The organism is Cupriavidus yeoncheonensis (assembly GCF_905397275.1).
In the GTDB taxonomy this organism is placed as follows: Bacteria; Pseudomonadota; Gammaproteobacteria; order Burkholderiales; family Burkholderiaceae; genus Cupriavidus; species Cupriavidus yeoncheonensis.
Genome location: NZ_CAJPUY010000004.1, coordinates 87519 through 106993, shown reverse-complemented (window position 1 = coordinate 106993; position 19475 = coordinate 87519). Strand labels below are relative to the sequence as shown.

20 protein-coding genes are annotated in these 19475 nt (G+C 67.7%); 4 read left to right on the top strand and 16 right to left on the bottom strand.

Going from position 1 to position 19475, the window contains the following annotated elements:
- The 9 genes from KHO22_RS06680 to KHO22_RS06640 all read right to left on the bottom strand — a co-directional run bounded on the left by KHO22_RS06680 (position 1) and on the right by KHO22_RS06640 (position 8199).
- Complete coding sequence (locus KHO22_RS06680) at positions 1 to 456, bottom strand: c-type cytochrome (protein ID WP_211946334.1); 456 nt, start codon at positions 454 to 456, stop codon at positions 1 to 3.
- A complete protein-coding gene (locus tag KHO22_RS06675; RefSeq protein WP_211946333.1) occupies positions 453 to 968 on the bottom strand; it encodes a methylamine dehydrogenase light chain in 516 nt (171 codons plus the stop codon). Before KHO22_RS06675 ends, KHO22_RS06680 begins: the two co-directional genes overlap by 4 nt.
- Before the next feature lie 19 nt (positions 969 to 987).
- A complete protein-coding gene (mauD, locus tag KHO22_RS06670; protein WP_211946332.1) occupies positions 988 to 1575 on the bottom strand; it encodes a methylamine dehydrogenase accessory protein MauD in 588 nt (195 codons plus the stop codon).
- A gap of 33 nt (positions 1576 to 1608) precedes the next feature.
- Positions 1609 to 2172 (bottom strand): MauE/DoxX family redox-associated membrane protein, encoded by a 564-nt coding sequence (locus KHO22_RS06665; RefSeq protein WP_211946331.1) that lies wholly within the window; start codon positions 2170 to 2172, stop codon positions 1609 to 1611.
- Positions 2169 to 3368: an amine dehydrogenase large subunit gene (locus KHO22_RS06660; protein ID WP_211946330.1), complete on the bottom strand. Its 1200-nt coding sequence runs from the start codon at positions 3366 to 3368 to the stop codon at positions 2169 to 2171. Before KHO22_RS06660 ends, KHO22_RS06665 begins: the two co-directional genes overlap by 4 nt.
- Positions 3369 to 3532: 164 nt before the next feature.
- Positions 3533 to 5110 carry an efflux transporter outer membrane subunit gene (locus KHO22_RS06655; protein WP_211946329.1) on the bottom strand — a complete coding sequence of 526 codons (1578 nt, stop codon included), beginning with the start codon at positions 5108 to 5110 and terminating at the stop codon, positions 3533 to 3535.
- Entirely contained in the window at positions 5107 to 5991 is an 885-nt protein-coding gene (locus tag KHO22_RS06650; RefSeq protein ID WP_211946328.1) for an efflux RND transporter periplasmic adaptor subunit, read from the bottom strand. Before KHO22_RS06650 ends, KHO22_RS06655 begins: the two co-directional genes overlap by 4 nt.
- Positions 5988 to 6197, bottom strand: a complete 210-nt coding sequence (locus KHO22_RS06645) for a DUF1656 domain-containing protein (protein WP_211946327.1) — start codon at positions 6195 to 6197, stop codon at positions 5988 to 5990. Before KHO22_RS06645 ends, KHO22_RS06650 begins: the two co-directional genes overlap by 4 nt.
- The gene (locus KHO22_RS06640; protein WP_211946326.1) at positions 6187 to 8199 is read right to left on the bottom strand and encodes an FUSC family protein; all 2013 of its coding nucleotides are present in this window, start codon (positions 8197 to 8199) and stop codon (positions 6187 to 6189) included. Before KHO22_RS06640 ends, KHO22_RS06645 begins: the two co-directional genes overlap by 11 nt.
- Before the next feature lie 180 nt (positions 8200 to 8379).
- Here KHO22_RS06640 and KHO22_RS06635 point away from each other — a divergent pair, with 180 nt between their 5' ends.
- A complete protein-coding gene (locus KHO22_RS06635; RefSeq protein ID WP_211946325.1) occupies positions 8380 to 9288 on the top strand; it encodes a LysR family transcriptional regulator in 909 nt (302 codons plus the stop codon).
- Positions 9289 to 9357: 69 nt separating this feature from the next.
- Here the strand turns inward: KHO22_RS06635 and KHO22_RS06630 are convergent, their stop codons facing one another.
- Positions 9358 to 9999, bottom strand: a complete 642-nt coding sequence (locus KHO22_RS06630) for a DUF1109 domain-containing protein (RefSeq protein ID WP_211946324.1) — start codon at positions 9997 to 9999, stop codon at positions 9358 to 9360.
- On the bottom strand, positions 9996 to 10568 hold the full coding sequence (locus tag KHO22_RS06625) for a sigma-70 family RNA polymerase sigma factor (protein WP_211946323.1): 573 nt from the start codon (positions 10566 to 10568) through the stop codon (positions 9996 to 9998). The genes KHO22_RS06630 and KHO22_RS06625 overlap by 4 nt, the downstream gene beginning before the upstream one ends.
- 299 nt (positions 10569 to 10867) lie before the next feature.
- Here KHO22_RS06625 and KHO22_RS06620 point away from each other — a divergent pair, with 299 nt between their 5' ends.
- The 3 genes from KHO22_RS06620 to KHO22_RS06610 all read left to right on the top strand — a co-directional run bounded on the left by KHO22_RS06620 (position 10868) and on the right by KHO22_RS06610 (position 12659).
- Positions 10868 to 11158 (top strand): pentapeptide MXKDX repeat protein, encoded by a 291-nt coding sequence (locus KHO22_RS06620; RefSeq protein ID WP_211946322.1) that lies wholly within the window; start codon positions 10868 to 10870, stop codon positions 11156 to 11158.
- A 77-nt stretch (positions 11159 to 11235) separates the two neighbouring features.
- The gene (locus KHO22_RS06615; RefSeq protein WP_211946321.1) at positions 11236 to 11862 is read left to right on the top strand and encodes a cytochrome b/b6 domain-containing protein; all 627 of its coding nucleotides are present in this window, start codon (positions 11236 to 11238) and stop codon (positions 11860 to 11862) included.
- Between the two features lie 20 nt (positions 11863 to 11882).
- Positions 11883 to 12659: a molybdopterin-dependent oxidoreductase gene (locus tag KHO22_RS06610; protein ID WP_211946320.1), complete on the top strand. Its 777-nt coding sequence runs from the start codon at positions 11883 to 11885 to the stop codon at positions 12657 to 12659.
- An 18-nt stretch (positions 12660 to 12677) separates the two neighbouring features.
- On the opposite strand, the gene KHO22_RS06605 is transcribed toward KHO22_RS06610, so the two are convergent.
- From KHO22_RS06605 to KHO22_RS06585, 5 genes are all read right to left on the bottom strand, one after another.
- A complete protein-coding gene (locus KHO22_RS06605) occupies positions 12678 to 13199 on the bottom strand; it encodes a hypothetical protein (protein ID WP_230426757.1) in 522 nt (173 codons plus the stop codon).
- A 126-nt stretch (positions 13200 to 13325) separates the two neighbouring features.
- The gene (pgl, locus tag KHO22_RS06600; RefSeq protein WP_338031322.1) at positions 13326 to 14048 is read right to left on the bottom strand and encodes a 6-phosphogluconolactonase; all 723 of its coding nucleotides are present in this window, start codon (positions 14046 to 14048) and stop codon (positions 13326 to 13328) included.
- Between the two features lie 303 nt (positions 14049 to 14351).
- Positions 14352 to 14693, bottom strand: coding sequence for a cupin domain-containing protein (locus tag KHO22_RS06595; RefSeq protein ID WP_211946318.1), 342 nt, complete (start codon positions 14691 to 14693; stop codon positions 14352 to 14354).
- 124 nt (positions 14694 to 14817) lie between these two features.
- Positions 14818 to 16299, bottom strand: coding sequence for an AdeC/AdeK/OprM family multidrug efflux complex outer membrane factor (gene adeC, locus KHO22_RS06590; RefSeq protein ID WP_211946317.1), 1482 nt, complete (start codon positions 16297 to 16299; stop codon positions 14818 to 14820).
- On the bottom strand, positions 16296 to 19448 hold the full coding sequence (locus KHO22_RS06585; RefSeq protein WP_211946316.1) for an efflux RND transporter permease subunit: 3153 nt from the start codon (positions 19446 to 19448) through the stop codon (positions 16296 to 16298). The genes adeC and KHO22_RS06585 overlap by 4 nt, the downstream gene beginning before the upstream one ends.
- Positions 19449 to 19475 lie beyond the last annotated feature (27 nt).

The window sequence follows — 19475 nt, the reverse complement described above, 5'->3', positions numbered from 1 at the left end:
TCAGTTCGCCGCGTCGCGCAGCTTGCGCACGGCGCCCGGCGTCTTGCGGGCGGTGCGCGCCTGTGCGAACGCATCGGTGCCCACGGTGGCCGTGGCGAGGCCGTTCTGCGTGCCGAGCCAGGCCAGCACAGCGGCTAGCGTTTCATCGGGCAACGTGCCGAAGGCCGGCATCACGCCGTTGAACGACTGCCCCTGCGATTCGATCGGGCCGGCCATGCCATGCACGAGCACATTGGCGAGATAGGTCTGGCCCGCCGGCGAGCCCAGGCGCTGGCGCAGCGCGTTGGCCAGCGGCGGCGCCACACCGGGGATGCCGGAGGCATCGTTGTTGTGGCACGCGGCGCAATTGGCGGCAAACACGTCCTTGCCCTGCGCGGCGAGGTCCGCGGCGCCTGCCGTGGCCGCCGCGCCGGCGAGCGCGAACGCGGCGCACAGTGGGTACAGTCGGGACTTCATTCCTGGACTCCGAGGATGATCGAGGTGGTGCAATGGAACATGGTGCTGGAGTTGCTCATGCACCAGTTGACGTCGTTGTGCACGCCGAGCTTGTAGCCGGGGCGCTCGCGCTCGTTGGTGTTGCACTCGCAGCGCCCGCACGTGGTTTTGCCGCAGCAGTCGTTGTAGCTGACCATGTAGTCCTTGCCGTCGGCCGGGTTGCGGCAGGTGCCGACCCACGACACGCGCGATGGCTCCGTGCCCGGCGGACACGTGGTGGAACTGCCGCCGCAGCACGAGCACAGGAAGCCGTCCACGGCGCAGTACTTCCAGTAGTCGCAGGAGGTCTCGTCCACGGCCTTGCCGGGCCTGGCGCCATGCGCCGCCGCGGCATGCGCGCTGCGGTCGAACGGCAGCACCGGCAGCGCCACCGTGCCCACCATGGCCTTGCCGAGCGTGGCCAGCATGCTGCGGCGCCCGGTGCGCTGCGCGGCCCGGCGCGTCTGGCGTTCGAAAAGGTTGTCAAACCACATCGTCGTGTCTCCTTGCCGCTCAGGCATGCGTTTCCAGGAACTGCTGGACCGACGCCACGTTCATGTCCATGGCCGTAAACAGGCTTTCGAGCTGTTCGCGGGAATTGACCAGGCCCTTGGCGCGCAGCGTTCCCTGCTGGTCGAGCAGCACCGCGTAGGGCAGCTTGCCGATCTGCAGGTGCATGCCCAGTTCGCGCGACAGCACGTAGTCGAAGTCGCCCAGCCCGGCCTGGCGCAGGAAGGCCAGGTGCTCGGGCTGCTCGCCATCGGACGCCAGCACCACGCGCAGCCAGTTGCCTTCGCTGGCGCGGATCGACTTCAGGACGGGAATCAGCTTCTTGCAGACGGGGCAGGTCGGCGACAGGAAGAACAGCAGCGTGCTGGCCGCCTGCGTGCCGCCCACGGTGACGGCGGTGCCGCGCACGTCCTGCAGTGCGAACGGCGACAGCGGCTGGCCCACGCGCGGGCCGGCGTCGATCATCAGCGCGCCCATCGGGGCCACGCGTTCATACAGGATGCCGACCTGGCGCGCGAGCGCGTAGAGCCCGAACAGCAGCGCCAGCACGGCGATCCACAGCACGATATTGGCTATGACAAGTGCAGTCATGACAGAGTCTCACGAAGATATAAGGAAAAGGAATCAGGCGCGCAGCGGACCACGGGCGCGGCCGGCATTGACCAGTAGTTGCGTGGCGCCCAGCCACATGAGCAGCAGCGCCAGCGCGACAAAGCCCGCGGCGCCGTAGTCGAGCGCCGACAGGGGGCGGCCGTTGCCGGCCCCGGCCGACGCCGCGGCGATGGCCAGCACCGCCAGCAGCGCGGCGTTGCGCCACAGCAGGCCGCCGGACAGGGGCATGCTGTCGTCCACGCCGCCGCAGCCGCAGCGGATGTCGCGCCGGCCGCGCAGCAGGTTGATGGCCACGGCGCCGGTCGCCACGCCGGCTGCCACGATTGCCGCCAATGCCGAAGCGGCCTGCAGCGGCATCAGTGCCAGCAACAGCACGGCAATGGCCTCGATGCCGATGTACGCGAGCGCCACGGCGCGCGACCAGGCCGCGGGGACAAGGCGGTAAGCGTCGACTGCGGCATGGAAGCGGTCCGGCTCGCGCAGCTTGGGCGCCACCGAAAGCAGCAGCACGAGTGCCCCCGCCGCGCTGCAGGCCGCGTTGACGACCGGGTCGCCGATCAGGTCCTGGGCTGTCATTGGTGCGCCTCCAGTTGCACCGAGTTCTCGCTCACGCTGTCCATGCGGGCCACCTGCTTCAGGTTGCGCGCGGGATCCAGCGCGACCACGCCGGCCTTGGCGGCATCGAGCGCATAGATCACCGGCTGGCTGCCCTGCGTGATGGTCACGGCCAGCGCGTTCTGCCCCGGCGCGCGCGCCACGCGCTTGTGCTGCGCAAGGTCGATGGTCCAGATCTCGGCGGCCGGGGTCTTGTGCGAGCCTTCGCGGCTGCGCGGATGCATGCCGACGTAGAGCCGCTGCGTGGCCGCGTGCAGCGTGAAGAGCTGGTAGCCGCCCGGCTTCCAGCCAGCCTTCGCATCGGCGGCGGACACGATCGGCCACGGCTTGCCGAAGGCGGGTGCCTCGCCCGACAGGTCGGCCGTGTAGACGTTGCCGTTGAAGGAGACGAAGTACAGCGTGTCGCCGATGCGCTCCGAGTGCAGGAAGACCGGGTCGGCGTCCGGATCGAACATGCGCGCGCTGCGCTTCTGGCCGGTGGGCTGGCCTTGCCCGTCGTGCGACACGGTCAGCATGCCGCCGTCGCTGCACAGCGTGCGGAAACGCTGGCTGGACGCGGCCGTGGCGAAGATGCCCCAGCAACCGGGCGTCTGCGTTTCCGCGACGAACTTGCCGGCCTGCAGGTCGACGATGCTGACCGAGGTGGCCGGCGTGGCGTTCTGCACGTACAGGAAGCGGCCATCGGCCGATACCGCAATGATGCCGCGGTAGTTCAGCGACTGCGCATGGCGCGGCGGGATGACGATCTCGCTGCGGTAGGCGAGCGTGTCGGCGTCATAGATGCTGACGACATCGGTGCGCTCGCCGCGGGTCAGGCGCGGGTAGTAGGTGGAGACGACGTAGATCGAACGCTTGTCGGGCGACAGCACGGACTGCCCGCCGAAACCCGTTGGCAGCAGGCCCAGGTACTTCATCTTGCGGCCATCCACCACGTGCAGGCGGCCGTCCACCATGTGGCGGAACGCCACGTCGGAGATATACAGCCGGTTCTCGTCGGCGGGCGGCAGCGGGGCCACCGTCAGGGTCTCGGGCGGCAGGTCTTCGGCCACCGCGGCGCCGGCGCCAAGCGTGGCGGCGAGCAAGAGGGGAATCAGGCGCCGGGACCTGCGCCCGGCTTCCCGCGGCGCACGCGCTGGCGTGCTGCTGGCGTCATTCACGACTGGCTCCTGTCTGTGCTGGAATGGAGCGAGTCTATGAAGGGCGGCCGGTCAGGCGTTAGCCGGGATCGGCAATGGGCATACCGGGGGAATTACCGAGTCGGACCGTGGCTGCGGAGCTGCGCAAACGGCTTCCATGGGCCGGAATGGCGCAGGATTCGGGTTCAGGCAGGGCTGGACGGGTGACCGGATGGCGGCGCTGCACCGCGCGGGAGCATGGCGGCGTCCGGAGGACTATCCATTCTTGGCAACGGGTGCCGGGCGTCGGGCCCGCGCTCCGCCGCTGGCGGCAGCGCCGGGGGTGCGTGCGGATCGGGGTGATCTGCCTGCTGCCATCCTCCGCCAAGCGCCAGGAACAGGTCGATCTGCCGCATGGCCACCTGACTGTCCGACGCCGCCAGTGCGGCTTCGACATCCGCCAGCGTGCGTTCGGCATCCAGCCGCGCCAGGTAGGGCGTGCGGCCTGCCTCATGACGTTGCCGTTCCTGCCGGGCGGCTTCCTCGGCCTGGTCACGTGCGAGCTTCAGCGCGTGCTGGCGCTGCAGCTCGCGCGAGTAGGCGCTGAGCGCGGTTTCAGTCTCCTGCAGTGCCCGCAGCACCACGCCGTCAAAGTGCGCCAGCGCCGCATCCGCGCCGGCTTCCATGCGCGCAATGCGCGGCCTCACGCCGTTGGTCGGGAAATTCCAGCTCAGCATCGGTCCGATGCTCCAGCGTGCCGTGGGGCCGCTGCCGAGGTCGCTCAGCAAGCCGGTCAGGCCCGCGGAGGCGCCGATCCGGATGCTCGGATAGAGGTCCGCCGTGGCCACGCCGATCTTCGCCGTGGCGGCGGCCAGCTCGCGTTCGGCCTGGCGGATGTCGGGACGGCGCTTCAGCAGCGCCGCACCGTCCCCGACTGGCAACGGCTGTGCCAGTGGCGGTTCTTCATGGCATTCGATGTCCTGCGGCGCCAGGGCTGCGGGCGGCTTGCCGAGCACCAGGGCCAGCCGGAACCGGGCTGCTTCGCGCGCGGCTTCCAGCGGGGGAAGAGCGGCCCGCAAGGTGTCAGCCTGTGCGCGGGCGCGCACGGCATCGGTGGGCTCGGCCCGGCCGGCAGCCGCGAGCCTCTGTGCGACGTCGGCCGCACGTGCCTGAAGTGCAATCTGATGGCGAGCAACTTCCAGTTCGTGGCTGGCTGCGCAGCCCTGCACGTAAGCGCGCACGGTCTGGGCCACTACGCCGATGCGGGCCAGGTCCAGGGCCGCCTCGCTGGCCTGCACGTTCGCCTGCGCCGCTTCGTCGGCCCGCGCTAGCTTGCCGAAGAAGTCGATCAGGTAGGACACGCCCGGGCCGAAGTCACCGAGGTTGAAGACCGGCGGCTTGGTGGTCTGCAAGTAGCTCTCTCCCGAGAGCTGGGCGCGTGCCACGCTTGCGCCGATGCCGCCCTGCGGCAGGTTCTCGGCCTCGACTTCATGGAACGCGGCCGTGGCCCGGCGCAGGTTGGCCGACGCCACGCGGATGTCGGTATTGGCCGCAAGCGCTTCGCGCACCAGACGGTCGAGGCGCGGGTCGTCATAGAGCTGCCACCACGCATCGGGGACCGGGCCGACCGACACGGCCGGACTCGCGCCGCCTTGCAGCGGGCCGTTGGCGTCCGGTGCGCGCATGGCCGCGTGTTCGGGCAAGTGGTAGTCAGGTCCGACCGTGGTGCATCCGAACAGCAGCGCAACCAGCGGCGCCAGCCATGCGTAGTGCAAAGCGTTCACGGCCTGTGCTCCATGGACGGTTGCTGCACGGACACCGTGGCCGTGCGTCCCGACACCAGCCGCACGTCGGCCGGTACCGCCTCCAGCGTGATGCGCACCGGCACGCGTTGCGCCAGCCGCACCCAGTTGAAGGTCGGGTTCACGTTGGGCAGCAGGTTGGACCCGGCACCGCGGTCGCGGTCCTCGATACCGGCGGCAATGCTCTGCACATGCCCGCGCAGGTGGCGCGGCTCGCCCATGATGTGCACGTCCACCGGGCTGCCGATGCGGATGCGGTGCAGCTTGGTTTCCTCGAAATAGCCTTCCACATGGAACGACGCGGCATCGATCATCGACAACACCGGCCGCCCGGTCGAGACATAGTCGCCCAGCCGCGGCAGGCGGTCATTGAGATAGCCATCGGCGGGGCTCAGCACGCTGGTGCGCTCCAGGTTCAGGCGCGCCAGGCGCACGCTGGCCTCGGCCTGGGCGAGTGCGGCTTCGGCCTGTTCGACGCGGGCGCGGCCCTGTTCGGCCACTTCGCCAGCGACCAGGCCGTCCAGCGAGCGGTTGCGCGCGGCTTCGCGCCGCGCCTGCGCCAGCGTCGCGCGCAGGGCGGCGGCGTTGGCCGTGGCCTGCTGCAGCGCGAGCGCGTAGCGGTCGCGATCGATCTCGAACAGCACCTCGCCGCGCCGCACCTGCTGGTTGTCGCGGACCAGTACGCGCGTCACCAGTCCCGACACATCGGGGGCGATCTGGACGATATCGGCGCGCACATGGCCATCGCGTGTCCACGGTGCCGCGGTGTAGTAGTCCCACAGGTGCCGCAGCACCAGGACAGCGGCTACGACGGCCACCAGCGTGGGCAGAAGCCTGAGGATCGGACGAATTCTGAGTGTCATGTCGGCAGCCTCAGACCGAGGGCGACCACGCCGCCCAGGACGATCACATAGAGGCAAAGGTTGAAGAGGGAGCGATGCCACACATGCCGGTAGAAGCCGACGCGGGCCAACAGCAGCCGCACGCAGGTCGTGAGCGCAAACGCGGCCAGCATCACCACCAGCAGGGCCGGCACGAACACGCCATACAGGTCGATCTCAGTGTTCAATGCCGGCTCCTGAATCCGTCATGCCGGGCGTGTCCGGCTGGTGCAGCGTGACGCGCAGCACCACCAGCGCGGCAATGGCGTCGTCACGGTTGCCGGGCAGCGCGCCGACCTGGGCGATCGCCGCGTCGATGCTGCCAGGCAGCGCGGCGGTGGTCGCTATGGCGTCCCCGTGGCGAAGGCGTGCACGATAATGGCGCGCAACCAGCGCCAGCACGCGCCGCACCGGACGGCGCGCGGCCGCTGGCATGGACGGCAGCGCGCGCCGCAGCGCCAGCGCGCAAAAGCCCACGTGCAGTTCGCTGAAGCCATCGGGACCCGCACGGCTCGCGCCGAGCCGCGGGACGAGCTGGCCGAGGCGGTCCAGCATGCGTGCGCCGAGCTTCGCGTCATGGTCGGCGCCGGGCCAGGCGGCAGCGCCGGCCAGGTCATGCCAGCTTGCGCGGATCAGCCGGTGCGCGGCCACGCTGGCGCCGAACGGGCGCGTCGCCAGGGCCCACAACGGCGCGAACAGCATGGCGGCGGCATTGGCCAGGCTGCCGTTGAAGGTGCCCAGGAAATTGGCGTCGTAGACGCTCTGGATATTGGCGAACGATGCGGTGTTCACCGACAGCAGCATGGCGATCAGGTTGAAGCCGGGGCGGGCGATCAGCATGCCGATGCCGAGGTAGGGCACGGCCAGCATGCCCGCCAGCGTCTCGAAGCTCTGCGCGTGCGGCACCACCAGGAACAGGTAGAACGAAGCCACCACGAGGCAGACCGCGCTCCACCGCAGGAAGGAGCGCGCCACCGGCCGCGGCTCGTCGATGGTGGCGAAGAAGCAGCAGGCAATGGACGCCACCGCGACCGCGCCTGCGCCGTCTGTCCATCCGGAGAAGATCCAGAGCAAGCCGGCGCAGAACACGGCCAGCCCGGTGGAGACGGCACCGAACAACAGCATGCCGTGGTCATGGTGATGCGCGCCTCTGCCCGGCGCGGCGTCGGCGGTCGGCATCGCGCTCAGCTTCGGCAACGGCCGGTCGGGGCGGTCGCCGATGCCGTGCTGCAGCGCTGCGCAGTCGCTGCATAGCGCGGCGAGCCGGGCAAGCTGGCTGTTTGCCGCCGTCAGCAGGCAGCCATGCCAGGCATCCGCGGCAGCATCGGCCGGGGCGGCACGGTCCGCCCGCGGCGCGGGACCCGCCATACCCGTGCGCAACCATTGCGACAGCCCGGCCAGCAACTGCGCGAGCGAGTCCGGTACGCCGGCCGGATGCATGCGCAGCGCCTGCAGCACCGCCGACAGCGCGGACAGCAGCGGCATCAGCGCGGTCATGCGGGTCCGCAGCGCGCGCGCATGGCGCAGGGAGGCGGCGCTTTCGGTGTCGTAGGAAAGCTGGGCGATCAACTGGTCCAGGGCCAGTATGTCGGCCGCGAGCCGGTGCCGGCCGGCGTCCTCGCGCGGGTTCGCGCAGAGGATGTCGTCGGCCCACGCGGCGGCGTCCCCAAGCCAGCTTGCCGCGCGGGCGCGCAGGGCCGGTGCCACCTTGGCCGGCAGGATGACGGAACCCACCAGTCCCGCGCAGACAATGCCGATCACGATCTCCTCGATGCGCGCCACCGCGACGTCGAAGATCTGCGCGGGCTGGTCCACCGCCGGCAATGCCACGATCGGCAGCGTATAGGCCGCCAGCAGGAACACATAGGCGCGCGGCGAGCGCTGCAGCGTGGACAGGTAGACCAGCGCGACGATCCACAGCGAGATGGCGGCCATCAGCACGATGGGCATATTGACCAGCAGCGGCACGGTGGCCACCGCCGCGGCCGCGCCCAGCACCGTGCCCGCCACGCGGTAGGCGGCCTTGGAGCGCGTGGCGCCGGTCAGCGGGTGCGAGACGAAGTACACCGTCGCCATGGCCCAGTAAGGGCGCGGCAGGCCGAGGGCCAGGGCGATATAGAGCGCGAGCATGGCGGCCAGGAATGCCTTCAGCGAGAACAGCCACTGTCGTGCATTTGGCCGCATAGCCATGGGTGGGAATCGCACAGTTTGTGATTGGGGGCGCATCGTGTGCCGCCTGGCACGGTCTGGTTGCCGGCTGCAGGCGCGAGCGAAGCGTGGAAGCGAAGTGTAGTCAAATGGCGGGCATTCCATTCATGATTTAAAATTCCAGACTTCATTCCAAATTTTCATGGAAGTGAAGAATCCGCCATGCCCATCGATATCCGCGCCCTGCGCTACTTTGTTGAAACCGCCCGCCTGAGGAGCTTCACGCAGGCGGCGACCTCGCTGTTCGTCACGCAGTCCACCATCAGCAAGATGGTGCGCCAGCTCGAAGACGAAGTCGGCCAACCCTTGCTGATCCGCGAAGGCAAGACGGTGCGGCTGACCGACGTGGGCCGCGTGGTGTATGACCGCGGCCAGGAGGCGCTTGGCGTCGTGCACCGGCTGACGCTCGAGGTGGCGGACCTGTCTTCGCTCGGGCGCGGCCAGCTGACGGTCGGCATTCCGCCGATGGTCAATCTGTTCTTCTCGCCGGCCGTCAGTGCTTTCCGCAAGCGCTATCCGAACCTGGAGCTGAGCCTGGCCGAGCATGGCGGCCATCTGGTCGAGCAGATGGTGGCCAGCGGCGAACTGGAGGTGGGCGCCACGGTGCTGCCTGTGGACAGCGGGCCGGAACTGGCCACGCAGCCATTCGCCAAGTATCCGATCTGGGCGGTGGGACCGCGCAAGGCACCCTGGGCACGCGGGAAGACTGTCAGCCTGGCGGCGCTGAGCGACGAGCCGCTGGTGTTGCTGACGGAAGCGTTTTCGCTGACGCACAAGTTACGGCAGGCATTCCTGGAGGCGCGTATCGAGCCTCGCGTGGTGGCGCAGAGCGGCCATTGGGATTTTCTGGCGTCCATGGCGGCAGCCGGACTTGGCACGACGTTCCTGCCCGAGCCGTTCCTGGCCAGATTGCAGGACCGCGACACCCTGGCCGTGGCTCGCCTGACGGAACCGGCCATGGACTGGGCGCTCGCGCATACCTGGCTGCCTGGCCGCTACCTGTCGCATGCCGCGCGGGCCTGGCTGGCGGTGTGTGATGAGGTGTTGGGCGGGAAGGAGGCGTCGTCCTGAGCTTCCCGCCGGCGTGTATGGAATCGTCAGTGCCGCCGTCCGGGTCACCCAGGAAGGCAGGACCGGGACTCACCACCGAAGCAGGCGTGGCGCGAGCAGTGCGCCGGCCGCGGCAGGCGCCAGCATGCCGAGCACGTACCACACGCTCCAGAATGCGACGCCCATCTCCGGGCAGTGCAGGCAGTAAGCCAGCGTGGCTACCGCGCCGGACAGCAGGCCGCCCACGGCGCCCGTCAGCCGCAACCGCGTCGGAGCCAGTCCGCGCAAGGCCCAGAACACGGCAATGAAAACCGGCACGGACAGCACGGCGATATTGAACGGGCAGACGCGCCAGGTTTGTCCCAGCACCGCCGCCGCGCGTTCGCCGGCCGGCGTCTGCGCGAGCACATAGAGCGCGCTCAGCCAGACGGCGGCAAAGGGTACGGTAACGGCCGGCCAGCAGGCACCGGTTGCCATCCCGGGACGCGCCAGCCGCGACGCCATCCACAATGCCCCCGACGCCAGCGAGAGCGGCAGCGCCACCTTGGCCCAGAACAGCGGGGTGACGGCGACCTCGGCCAGGTCGGCGCGAACATGCAGCGTGGCGGCCACCAGCAAGGTCGCCAGTGCCGCGCCCGTCGCCACCGCGATGCCAAAACGACGGCTGACCGCGTGCGGGTCGACTGGCATGACGCCGGTGGCAAGCATGGAAATCAGGTCGTCCGTTTTCATCGCGTTCCTTGAATCTTCGCCGCGAGCGCCTTCAGCCCGCGATGCACGCCCACCTTCACCGCCGATTCCGACATCCCGGTCATCTGCGCGGCCTCGCTGACAGACAATCCCTCCAGCTTGACATGCACGATCGGCAGGCGCTGACGGTCCGGCAACTGGTCAAGCAGCAGGTTCAGGTCACGCTTCGCCTGCGCCGGCTCCAGGTCGGGCGCCGCAAGTACGTCCTGCGCCGCGTCCAGCGGATCGCTCAGCGCGCCGTGTCGCGCATGCTCGCGAAAATGGTCGGCGAGCTTGTACCGGGCGATCGCATGCACCCATGCCGTGAGTGGCTGTCCCGGCAGGTAGGTATGGCGCGCGTTGTGCACGGCGAGCAGGACCTCCTGGGTCAGATCCTCGACGTCGCCCGCTTGCTGCGGGAGCCGGTTGCGGAAATAGCCGCGCAACATCGCGGCCAGTTCGGTGAGGAACCGCGCGTACGCCACCTGGTCGCCCGCCAGCCCGCCCGTAAAGAGATCGAGCAGGCGACATTCCCGCCGTTTCAGCGCATCCTGTTCGACAGTTCGCTCCATCGATCGCTTTGGTTACACCGAGCCTCATTGAATGCGCGAATTCTACGCCGTGCTGGCGGTCATGTGTGTTGCAAGGCGCTTGGGCGATGAGTTCGGTTCCGCAATCCCAGGCGCAATCCCAGGCGCCTTAGGCCGCCGGAAAAATTCTTCGATCGCTGTAACCGGAGGCGCCGCAGCGGCGAATTTCCCATCAGACGCACACATACCGTGTGAATCTGGCACCCGCCGGATATGGCGTGGCGCTGATGTTCCATCAGCCGGGACGCTCCCGGTCCAATGCATAGCAAAAAGGAGTCGAGATGAACAAGATCGCAACCGCCGTGGTTTCCGCAGCGTTCCTGATTTGCGGCACCACCGCATTCGCCCAGACCGGCGGGTCGATGGCCAAGGATTCGATGTCGAAGGACAGCATGTCGAAAGACGCGATGTCCAAGGACACCATGGGCAAGGATGCCATGGCGAAGGATGCAATGTCCAAGGACAGCATGTCGAAGGACGGCATGCACAAGGACAAGATGGGCAAGGACAAGATGGGCAAGTCGAAGTCGCAAGACAAGATGGGCAAGGAAGGCGATGCCATGAGCAAGTAACATTTGAGCATGCCGGCCTGGCACCGGCCGGCGTCATGTTCTTGCGCACGGTGCCTGGTTTCCCGAAGGAGGCCGAAATGGGACCCTCGCTTGGCGCTGCCAATTCCCGCGCCGCCCCACGCAAGATCCAGCCCGGCTGGGTGCGCATCTCGCACTGGCTCAATGCGCTGGCCGCCGTGGTGATGATGCTGTCGGGCTGGCGCATCTACAACGCTTCACCAGTCTTCGCCGGGTTTCGCTTCCCGGGCGACATCACGCTGGGCGGATGGCTCGGCGGAGCGCTGCAATGGCATTTCGCGGCCATGTGGCTGCTGTTTTTCAACGGGCTGTTCTATCTGGCGATGAACGTCGCGACGGGTCGATTTGCCCGGAAGTTCTTTCCGCTGTGGCCGCGTGCCGTGCTGGAGGATATGGTTGCCGCGCTGCGAGGGCGCCTCTCTCATGCGGACCTCAGCCACTACAACGCCGTGCAGAGGCTCGCCTACCTGCTGGTGATGATCGTGCTGCTCGTGCTGGTGCTCTCCGGCATCGTCATCTGGAAGTCCGTGCAGTTCCCGCTGCTGCGCGAAATGATGGGCGGCTACGACTTCGCGCGCGTGGTCCATTTCTGCGCCATGGCCTTGCTCGCCGCCTTTATCGTCGTACATGTGGTGATGGTGGCGCTGGTGCCGCGCAGCCTGCTGACCATGATTCGCGGACGCTGACGCAAACTGGAGTCTGAATCGTGAACCCGAAACCTTCCAGACGAATCGCCGTCGACCGCGAGTCGCTGATCATTGATGTGCGCCGGCAACTCGACGCACCGTCGCGCCGCCTGTTTGGCAAACGCATCCTCACGCTTGGCGGCCTTGCCATGCTCAGCGGCTGCAGCCTGAGCGACAACGCCTCGGTGGAAGCCTTCCTCTCGCGTGTTTCGCGCATGAACGACAAGGTACAGGCGTGGCTCTTCGACCCGAACCGGCTCGCGCCGACCTATACCAAAGCGCAAATCACGCGCCCATTTCCATTCAATGCGTTCTACGGCATCGATGAGGTCACCGTGGTAAACGGCGACGACTTCCGGCTCAAGGTCGGTGGGCTGGTGCGGGAAAAGAAGAGTTGGACGCTGGACGAACTCTACGCCCTGCCCAAGGCCGAGCAGATTACGCGGCATATCTGCGTGGAAGGCTGGAGTGCGATCGGGCGGTGGGGCGGCACGCCGTTTGCCGGCTTCTTGCAGCGGATCGGCGCCGATACTACCGCGAAGTATGTGGGGTTCCGGTGTGCCGACGACTATTACGAGAGCATCGACATGGCGACGGCGCTGCATCCGCAGACCTTGCTGACGTTTACGTATGACGGCGAGCGCCTGCCGCCCAAGTATGGCTTCCCGATGAAGCTTCGGATGCCGACCAAGCTCGGCTACAAGAATCCCAAGCACATCATGGAACTGTTCGTCACCAACACCTACCCCGGCGGCTATTGGGAGGATCAGGGCTACAACTGGTTCGGCGGATCCTGAAAAGGCGCCATGAGGCCTTCAGGCGCCGGTCCCTTCCGCACAGCGGCCAGGCGGAACATGCAGTATCACCAGCGGCTCCGGTCCTGCCATATAGCGGTAGTCCAGCGTCACGCCAAGCTTGCCGAGCACCGGTACATCGGGGTTCCGGCAGATCCCGCGTTCCAGGATGGGCCTGGCGGAGACCATGAAGCTCTTGGTGTCCTCGCGCCGCGGATCCACCCCCGTCACCTGGAGGTGAAACTCGACGACCTTGCCGGCTCGCACGGCACAGCCGGCCAGGCGCGTCGATTCGTCGAGCACTAGCGGAGCCGCCCGTGCCAGCTCTGCGCAGGCCATGCCGAGTTGCCGCTCGGCATCGCGCGTGGTCAGCCGGGTCACGCCCGACATGCCGCTTGGTTTGCCGCGTACTGTGCCCAGCAGCAGGCTGGCCAGGCCGGACAGCGGCGGCGCGGCAATGGCGGGTGGGGATGCGGCGCCGATAGAGAGGGCCAGCAGGCATATTGCCAACGGCTTGACGACAGGGAGACCAGGGCAAGGCATGGAGGCGCAACGCATTCGAAAGCATCCCGGAACAGGCGATGCCACTGTAGCGCGCGCCGTAGCCGATTGTTGTCAGGCTCTGTCCTACGCCACAACAGCCGTCGGCCGGCACGGCGTGTCCCCCGGCTATTGCGTCCAGTAGACATCCACCGGCGTGCTGTCCTGATGAAGCAGGTAGCTGACCGGGAGCATCGGCGTGGGCTCCATGGTGGCGGCATCGAAGACCTGCTTCTTCCACGGACCGCTGAAGCTCAGCAAGACGCGGCGCGCGCCCAGCAGCGCGCTCAGGTTCAGGCTGACGCGGCGGTGCGGGGCCGCGCGCGGGTTCAGCGCAAGGTATCCCGCCGGCTCGGTCAGCGACAGGCCCACAGGCAGTTCAGGGGCATCGGCGAACAGCGACGCGGTATGCCCGTCGTCGCCCATGGCCAGGACGACGACGTCGGGCTGGCGGTAATTGCGGTTCAACTCGGAAACCACCGCCGACGTATCGATTTCGTCGATCTCCATGCAGAACGACGGCACGGGCGGCTGAAACGAGGCGCGCGCCGCCGCTTCCCGCAGCAGCGTGTCGCATACCAGGCGCGCATTGCTGTCGCTGTGGCCAAGGGGCACCATGCGCTCGTCGACCAGCATTACGCTGATGCGATCCCATGGCAGGGCCCGTTGCTGCAGCGCCTTGAACAGCGGCAACGGCAAGCGGTCGCCCGCGATGGCCAGGCAAGCGTTTTCCTTGCTGGCCAGCGTGCGCTCCAGCTCGCACGCCACGGCACGCGCCATGGCATCGGCATGGGCGCAGGCGTCGTTCAGTTCGATCTGGCGCATGGCTTCCTCCCTATGGGTGGCGGGCATGGCGGGGCGCAGTGCCCTGTCATGCCCGCTCGCGGCCGGACAGCTCGGTCATGCGGCTGCACCGGCACACAATCGGGTCGCGCCTTGGCTCCGGATTGGCTTCCCGCCGGGCTCAACGCTTGTTGGTGGATTCGATTCTATGTGCCAAACGGTGCGCCGCACAATGAGGCGTTCGCTGACATGGCGAGGAAGGCGCCCGGCGCGATTGGACTGCGCGTAAACATGCTTAAAAAAGCACAAATACGCGCACTGAGGGCGAAAGCTGTGGACGGCAAGCGGGCTGCTGCAGCGCGAGAAAGCGGCTCAGGAAGCGCCGCGGTCGACCAGCACAACCGTCACCAGCAAGGACGAGTTGGTGATCGCCGTGACATCGTGCACGGCCGCCGCGCCCAGGTAGAGCAAGTCGCCCTGATGCAGCCGGCGCTGGCTGCCGTCGATGCCGATGTCCGCTTCGCCTTCCAGGCACTGGATGGTCGATGGTCCGGCGACCGAATGCGCGCCGACATGCTTGCCCGCCGGCAGCACCATGCGCATCACTTCCAGCCGGTGTTCCTTGAACAGCGCGGCGCTGGGCGTCTGCGCGAGCTGCTTGCCGAGGGGCAGCACGCTGGCGACTTCACCGGAAGACAGATGGGGCAGGGACATGGCGGGACTCCTCGTTGCGGTGTGGCGGTTGCGAAACGCCTCTGGTCATTGTAGGAGCCCGGGCGGCCCCGCCGGAGTTGCGCAGCGATGGCCAGCCCACGTTGAGCGGAGCGGCCGGTGCCATTCAGGACGATGGCCCCGGCGTCGCCTGGCCCGCCGCGTCCGCCCCGCTGCGTGTCTGGTCATGCCAGCCGCCGCCGAGGGCCTTGTACAGATTGACCTCGCTGGTCAGCTGCTCCTGCCGTGCGACGATCAGCAACTGCTGCGCGTTGTAGAGCGAGCGCTGCGCGTCCAGCACCGCCAGGTAGCTGTCCACGCCGGTGCGGTAGCGGCGGTCGGCGAGGTTGTAGGCGTCCTGCGCCGCTTCGACGAAGCGTACCTGGGCCTCGAGCTGGCTTGTGTACGTGCCGCGCGCGGCCAGCCCGTCGGCGACCTCGCGGAAGGCCGTCTGCACCGTGCGTTCATACTGCGCGACGTTGATGTCCTTCTGGATGGTGGCGGCATCCAGACTCGCCTTGAGGCTGCCAGCGGTGAACAGCGGCAGACTGATCTGCGGCTGGAACAGCCAGGTGCCCGAGCCGCCCGCGAACAAGCCCGACAGCTGATTGCTCGCGGTGCCGGCCGAGGCCGTCAGCGCGATGCGCGGGAAGAAGGCGGCGCGCGCCGCGCCGATATCGGCATTGGCCGACTTGAGCCGATGCTCGGCCGCGAGCACGTCGGGCCGGTTCTGGAGCAGGTCGGACGGCAGCCCCGCCGGTACATCGGCCGTGAGCTTCTGGTCCAGGCCGACTGGCGGCGGCAGGTCCGCCGGCATGCCGGTGCCCAGCAGCAATACCAGCGCATTCTCGTCCTGCGCCACCAGCCGGGTGTAGCGCGCCAGGCTCGCGCGCGCGTTTTCTACTGCGGTCTGGGACTGCCGCAGGTCCAGGCGCGAGGCAATGCCTTCCTCGTAGCTGCGCCGCGTCAGGCCATAGCTGCGCTCGTAGTTGGCCAGCGTGTCGCGCGTGAGCGTGAGCAGCGCCTCGTCGGCACGCCATGTCAGGTAGGCGTTGGCGACGCTGGCCACCAGCGCGATCTGCGCGCTGCGGCGGGTCTCGTCGCTGGCAAAGTACTGTTCGAGCGCCGCTTCGCTCAGGCTGCGGATGCGGCCGAACAGGTCGATTTCCCATGCGGTGGTGCCCAGCGAGATCCCGTACTGGCTGGCGATTAGGCGCCGGCCAGTGGTGGACAGGTCCGCGGGAATACGCTGGCGCGTTTCCGCCGCGGCTACGCCGATGGCGGGAAAGAGGTCGGCGCGTTCGATCCGGTATTGCGCGCGGAACGCTTCCACGTTCAGCGCGGCCACGCGCAGGTCGCGGTTGTTTTCCAGCGCGACCTCGATCAGGCGGCGCAGCCGCGCATCGGCGAAGAAATCTCGCCAGCCGAGGTCGACCGCGTACGTCTGCTGCGCCTGCGCGCTCGCGTCGGCAGCCGGATATGCCGCCGGATAGGCGGCACCTTGCGGGTACGCCTGCGCGACCGGCAGGGCCGGTTGTTCGTAGGACGGTATCAGGCTGCAGCCGGCCAGCAGGGCGACGGCGGCAGCGCAGGTCAGGGTCTTCTTCATTGCAGTGCGCCTTTTTCCGCGGGGGCGTCAGGCTGAGTCGGCTTGCGTTTGCGTTCGAACAGCGCGTTGACAGCGACAAAGAACAACGGCACCCAGAAGATCGCGAGTACCGTGGCGGTGATCATGCCGCCGATCACGCCGGTGCCGATGGCGTGCTGGCTGCCCGCGCCGGCCCCGGTCGAGACCGCCAGCGGGAACACGCCCAGCATGAATGCCAGCGAAGTCATCACGATCGGACGCAGGCGCATGCGGCAGGCTTCGATGGCGGCGTCGACCAGGCTCTTGCCGTGCTCGTGCTGGCTCTTGGCGAATTCCACGATCAGGATGGCGTTCTTGGACGACAGGCCGATGGTGGTCAGCAGGCCCACCTGGAAGAACACGTCGTTGGACAGGCCGCGGCCAATGGTGGCGAGCAGCGCGCCGATCACGCCGAGCGGCACCACCAGCATCACCGAGAACGGGATCGTCCAGCTTTCATACAATGCCGCCAGGCACAGGAACACCACCAGCAGCGACAGGGCATACAGCGCCGGCGCCTGCGAGCCCGACAGCCGTTCCTCATAGGACAGGCCGGTCCAGGCGTAGCCCACCCCCGGGGGCATCTGCGTCATGATCTCCTCGATCGCCTTCATGGCCTCGCCCGAACTGCGGCCGGCCGCCGGTTCGCCCAGTATTTCCACTGCCGCCACGCCGTTGTAACGCTGCAGTTTTGGCGACCCGTAGCCCCACTTGCCCTCGGCAAACGCGGAGAACGGCACCATCTCGCCCTTGTCGTTGCGCACGAACCATTTGTCGACATCGTCGGGGTTCATGCGCGAATCCGGACGCCCTTGCACGTAGACGCGCTTGACCCGGCCACGGTCGATGAAGTCGTTGACATAGCTCGAGCCCCAGGCAATCGTCACCGTGCTGTTGACGTCGGCCAGCGAGACGCCAAGCGCGCGCGCCTTTTCATCGTCGATCACGAGCTGGTACTGCGGCTGGTCGTTCAGGCCATTGGGGCGCACGCGCTGCAGCACCGGGTTCTTCGACGCCAGCGCCAGGAACTTGTCGCGCGCGTTCATCAGGGCCTGGTGGCCAAGTCCGGCCTGGTCCTGGAGGTAGAGGTCAAAGCCGGTGGCATTGCCCAGCTCCTGCACGGCCGGCGGCGCGAACGCGAACGACATCGAGTCGCGGAAGCTCGCGAACTTGCGCTGGGCCCTGGCGGCCAGGTCGAAGACGCTGGTGTTGTCGCCGCTGCGCTCCTCCCACGGCTTGAGCAGGATGAAGGCAAGACCCGAGTTCTGGCCGCGGCCGGCGAAGTTGAAGCCGTTGACGGTGAAGAGCGAGTCGACCACGCCGCCTTCGTCCTTCAGCAGGTAGTCGCGCATCTGGTCGAGCACCTTCTGCGTGCGTTCGGCGGTGGCGCCGGCAGGCGTCTGGACCTGCGCGTAGAGCACGCCCTGGTCTTCTTCCGGCAGGAAGGACGTGGGGATGCGCGTGAACAGGAAACCCATCGCCACGAGGATCGCCACGTAGATCAGCACGAACGGCAGGCGGCGCTTCAGGATCGACGACACCCCGCGCTCATACCCTTGCGTGGTCGCGATGAACTTACGGTTGAACCAGCCGAAGAAGCCGCCCTTGTTCTCGCCATGGTCGCCCTTTTCTATGGGCTGCAGCATGGTGGCGCACAGCGCCGGCGTCAGGATCAGCGCGACCAGCACCGACAGCACCATGGACGACACGATGGTGATTGAGAACTGCCGGTAGATCACGCCGGTGGAGCCGCCGAAGAACGCCATCGGCAGGAACACCGCCGACAGCACCAGGGCGATGCCCACCAGCGCGCCCTGGATCTGGCCCATGGAACGCCGCGCCGCCTCCTTGGGCGGCAGGCCTTCCTCGGCCATCACGCGCTCGACGTTTTCCACGACCACGATCGCGTCATCCACGAGCAGGCCGATCGCCAGCACCATGCCGAACATGGTCAGCGTATTGATGGTGTACCCGAACGCGGCCAGCACGCCGAACGTGCCCAGCAGCACCACCGGCACGGCGATCGTCGGGATCAGCGTGGCGCGGAAATTCTGCAGGAACAGGTACATCACCAGGAACACCAGCACGATGGCTTCCATCAGCGTCTTCACCACCTCGTGGATCGAGCCCGAGATCACCGGCGAGGTGTCGTACGGGTAGACCACCTTCATGCCGGCGGGGAAGAACGGCTCGAGCCCGTCGAGCGTCTTGCGGATGGCGCGCACCGTCTCCAGCGCATTGGCGCCGGCGGCCAGGCGCACGGCGATGCCCGACGCCGCCTGGCCGTTGTACTGCGCGTTGATGTTGTAGTCCTGCCCGCCCAGGCCGACTTCGGCCACGTCCTTCAGGCGCACCTGCGAACCGTCCGCGTTGACTTTGAGCAGGATGTTGCCGAACTGTTCGCTGGTCTGCAGGCGGGTCTTGCCGATCACGCTGGCGTTGAGCTGCTGGCCCTTGACCGCCGGCAGCCCGCCGAGCTGGCCCGAGGCGACCTGGACGTTCTGTGCCTTGATGGCGTTGCTCACGTCCAGCGGCGTGAGCTGGTAGCTGTTGAGCCTGGCCGGGTCGATCCAGACCCGCATCGCGTACTGCGAGCCGAACACCTGGAAGTCACCCACGCCATACGTGCGCGACAGCGGGTCCTGGATGCTCGAGACGATGTAGTTCGACAAGTCCTCGCGCGTGACCTTGGGGTCGGTGGAGATCAGGCCGACGATCAGCAGGAAGTTGCGCACCGACTTCGTCACGCGGATGCCTTGCTGCTGCACTTCCTGCGGCAGGAGCGGCTGCGCGAGCGCGAGCTTGTTCTGCACCTGCACCTGGGCGATATCCGGGTTGGTGCCCTGCTCGAAGGTCACGGTGATGGTCATGCTGCCGTCGGAGGTGCTTTCCGACGAGATGTAGCGCAGCCGGTCCAGGCCGTTGAGCTGTTGCTCGATCACCTGGACCACCGTGTCCTGCACGGTCTCGGCCGAGGCGCCCGGGTAGTTGACCGTGATGGCGATGGTCGGCGGCGCAATGGCCGGGTACTGGCTGATCGGCAGCGAACGGATCGACAGCACACCGGCCAGCATGATGACCAGCGCGATCACCCACGCGAAGATGGGACGGTCGATAAAGAAATTGGACATGAATGCTCCCTCGCCCTAGCGATGCCC

Excerpts from the sequence above, each read along its gene's own strand:
- KHO22_RS06680 (WP_211946334.1), bottom strand. The coding sequence starts at position 456 with ATGAAGTCCCGACTGTACCCACTGTGCGCCGCGTTCGCGCTCGCCGGC.
- KHO22_RS06675 (WP_211946333.1), bottom strand. The coding sequence starts at position 968 with ATGTGGTTTGACAACCTTTTCGAACGCCAGACGCGCCGGGCCGCGCAG.
- mauD (WP_211946332.1), bottom strand. The coding sequence starts at position 1,575 with ATGACTGCACTTGTCATAGCCAATATCGTGCTGTGGATCGCCGTGCTG.
- KHO22_RS06665 (WP_211946331.1), bottom strand. The coding sequence starts at position 2,172 with ATGACAGCCCAGGACCTGATCGGCGACCCGGTCGTCAACGCGGCCTGC.
- KHO22_RS06650 (WP_211946328.1), bottom strand. The coding sequence starts at position 5,991 with ATGACACTCAGAATTCGTCCGATCCTCAGGCTTCTGCCCACGCTGGTG.
- KHO22_RS06640 (WP_211946326.1), bottom strand. The coding sequence starts at position 8,199 with ATGGCTATGCGGCCAAATGCACGACAGTGGCTGTTCTCGCTGAAGGCA.
- KHO22_RS06635 (WP_211946325.1), top strand. The coding sequence starts at position 8,380 with ATGCCCATCGATATCCGCGCCCTGCGCTACTTTGTTGAAACCGCCCGC.
- KHO22_RS06630 (WP_211946324.1), bottom strand. The coding sequence starts at position 9,999 with ATGAAAACGGACGACCTGATTTCCATGCTTGCCACCGGCGTCATGCCA.
- KHO22_RS06625 (WP_211946323.1), bottom strand. The coding sequence starts at position 10,568 with ATGGAGCGAACTGTCGAACAGGATGCGCTGAAACGGCGGGAATGTCGC.
- KHO22_RS06620 (WP_211946322.1), top strand. The coding sequence starts at position 10,868 with ATGAACAAGATCGCAACCGCCGTGGTTTCCGCAGCGTTCCTGATTTGC.
- KHO22_RS06615 (WP_211946321.1), top strand. The coding sequence starts at position 11,236 with ATGGGACCCTCGCTTGGCGCTGCCAATTCCCGCGCCGCCCCACGCAAG.
- KHO22_RS06605 (WP_230426757.1), bottom strand. The coding sequence starts at position 13,199 with ATGCCTTGCCCTGGTCTCCCTGTCGTCAAGCCGTTGGCAATATGCCTG.
- pgl (WP_338031322.1), bottom strand. The coding sequence starts at position 14,048 with ATGCCCGCCACCCATAGGGAGGAAGCCATGCGCCAGATCGAACTGAAC.
- KHO22_RS06595 (WP_211946318.1), bottom strand. The coding sequence starts at position 14,693 with ATGTCCCTGCCCCATCTGTCTTCCGGTGAAGTCGCCAGCGTGCTGCCC.
- adeC (WP_211946317.1), bottom strand. The coding sequence starts at position 16,299 with ATGAAGAAGACCCTGACCTGCGCTGCCGCCGTCGCCCTGCTGGCCGGC.
- KHO22_RS06585 (WP_211946316.1), bottom strand. The coding sequence starts at position 19,448 with ATGTCCAATTTCTTTATCGACCGTCCCATCTTCGCGTGGGTGATCGCG.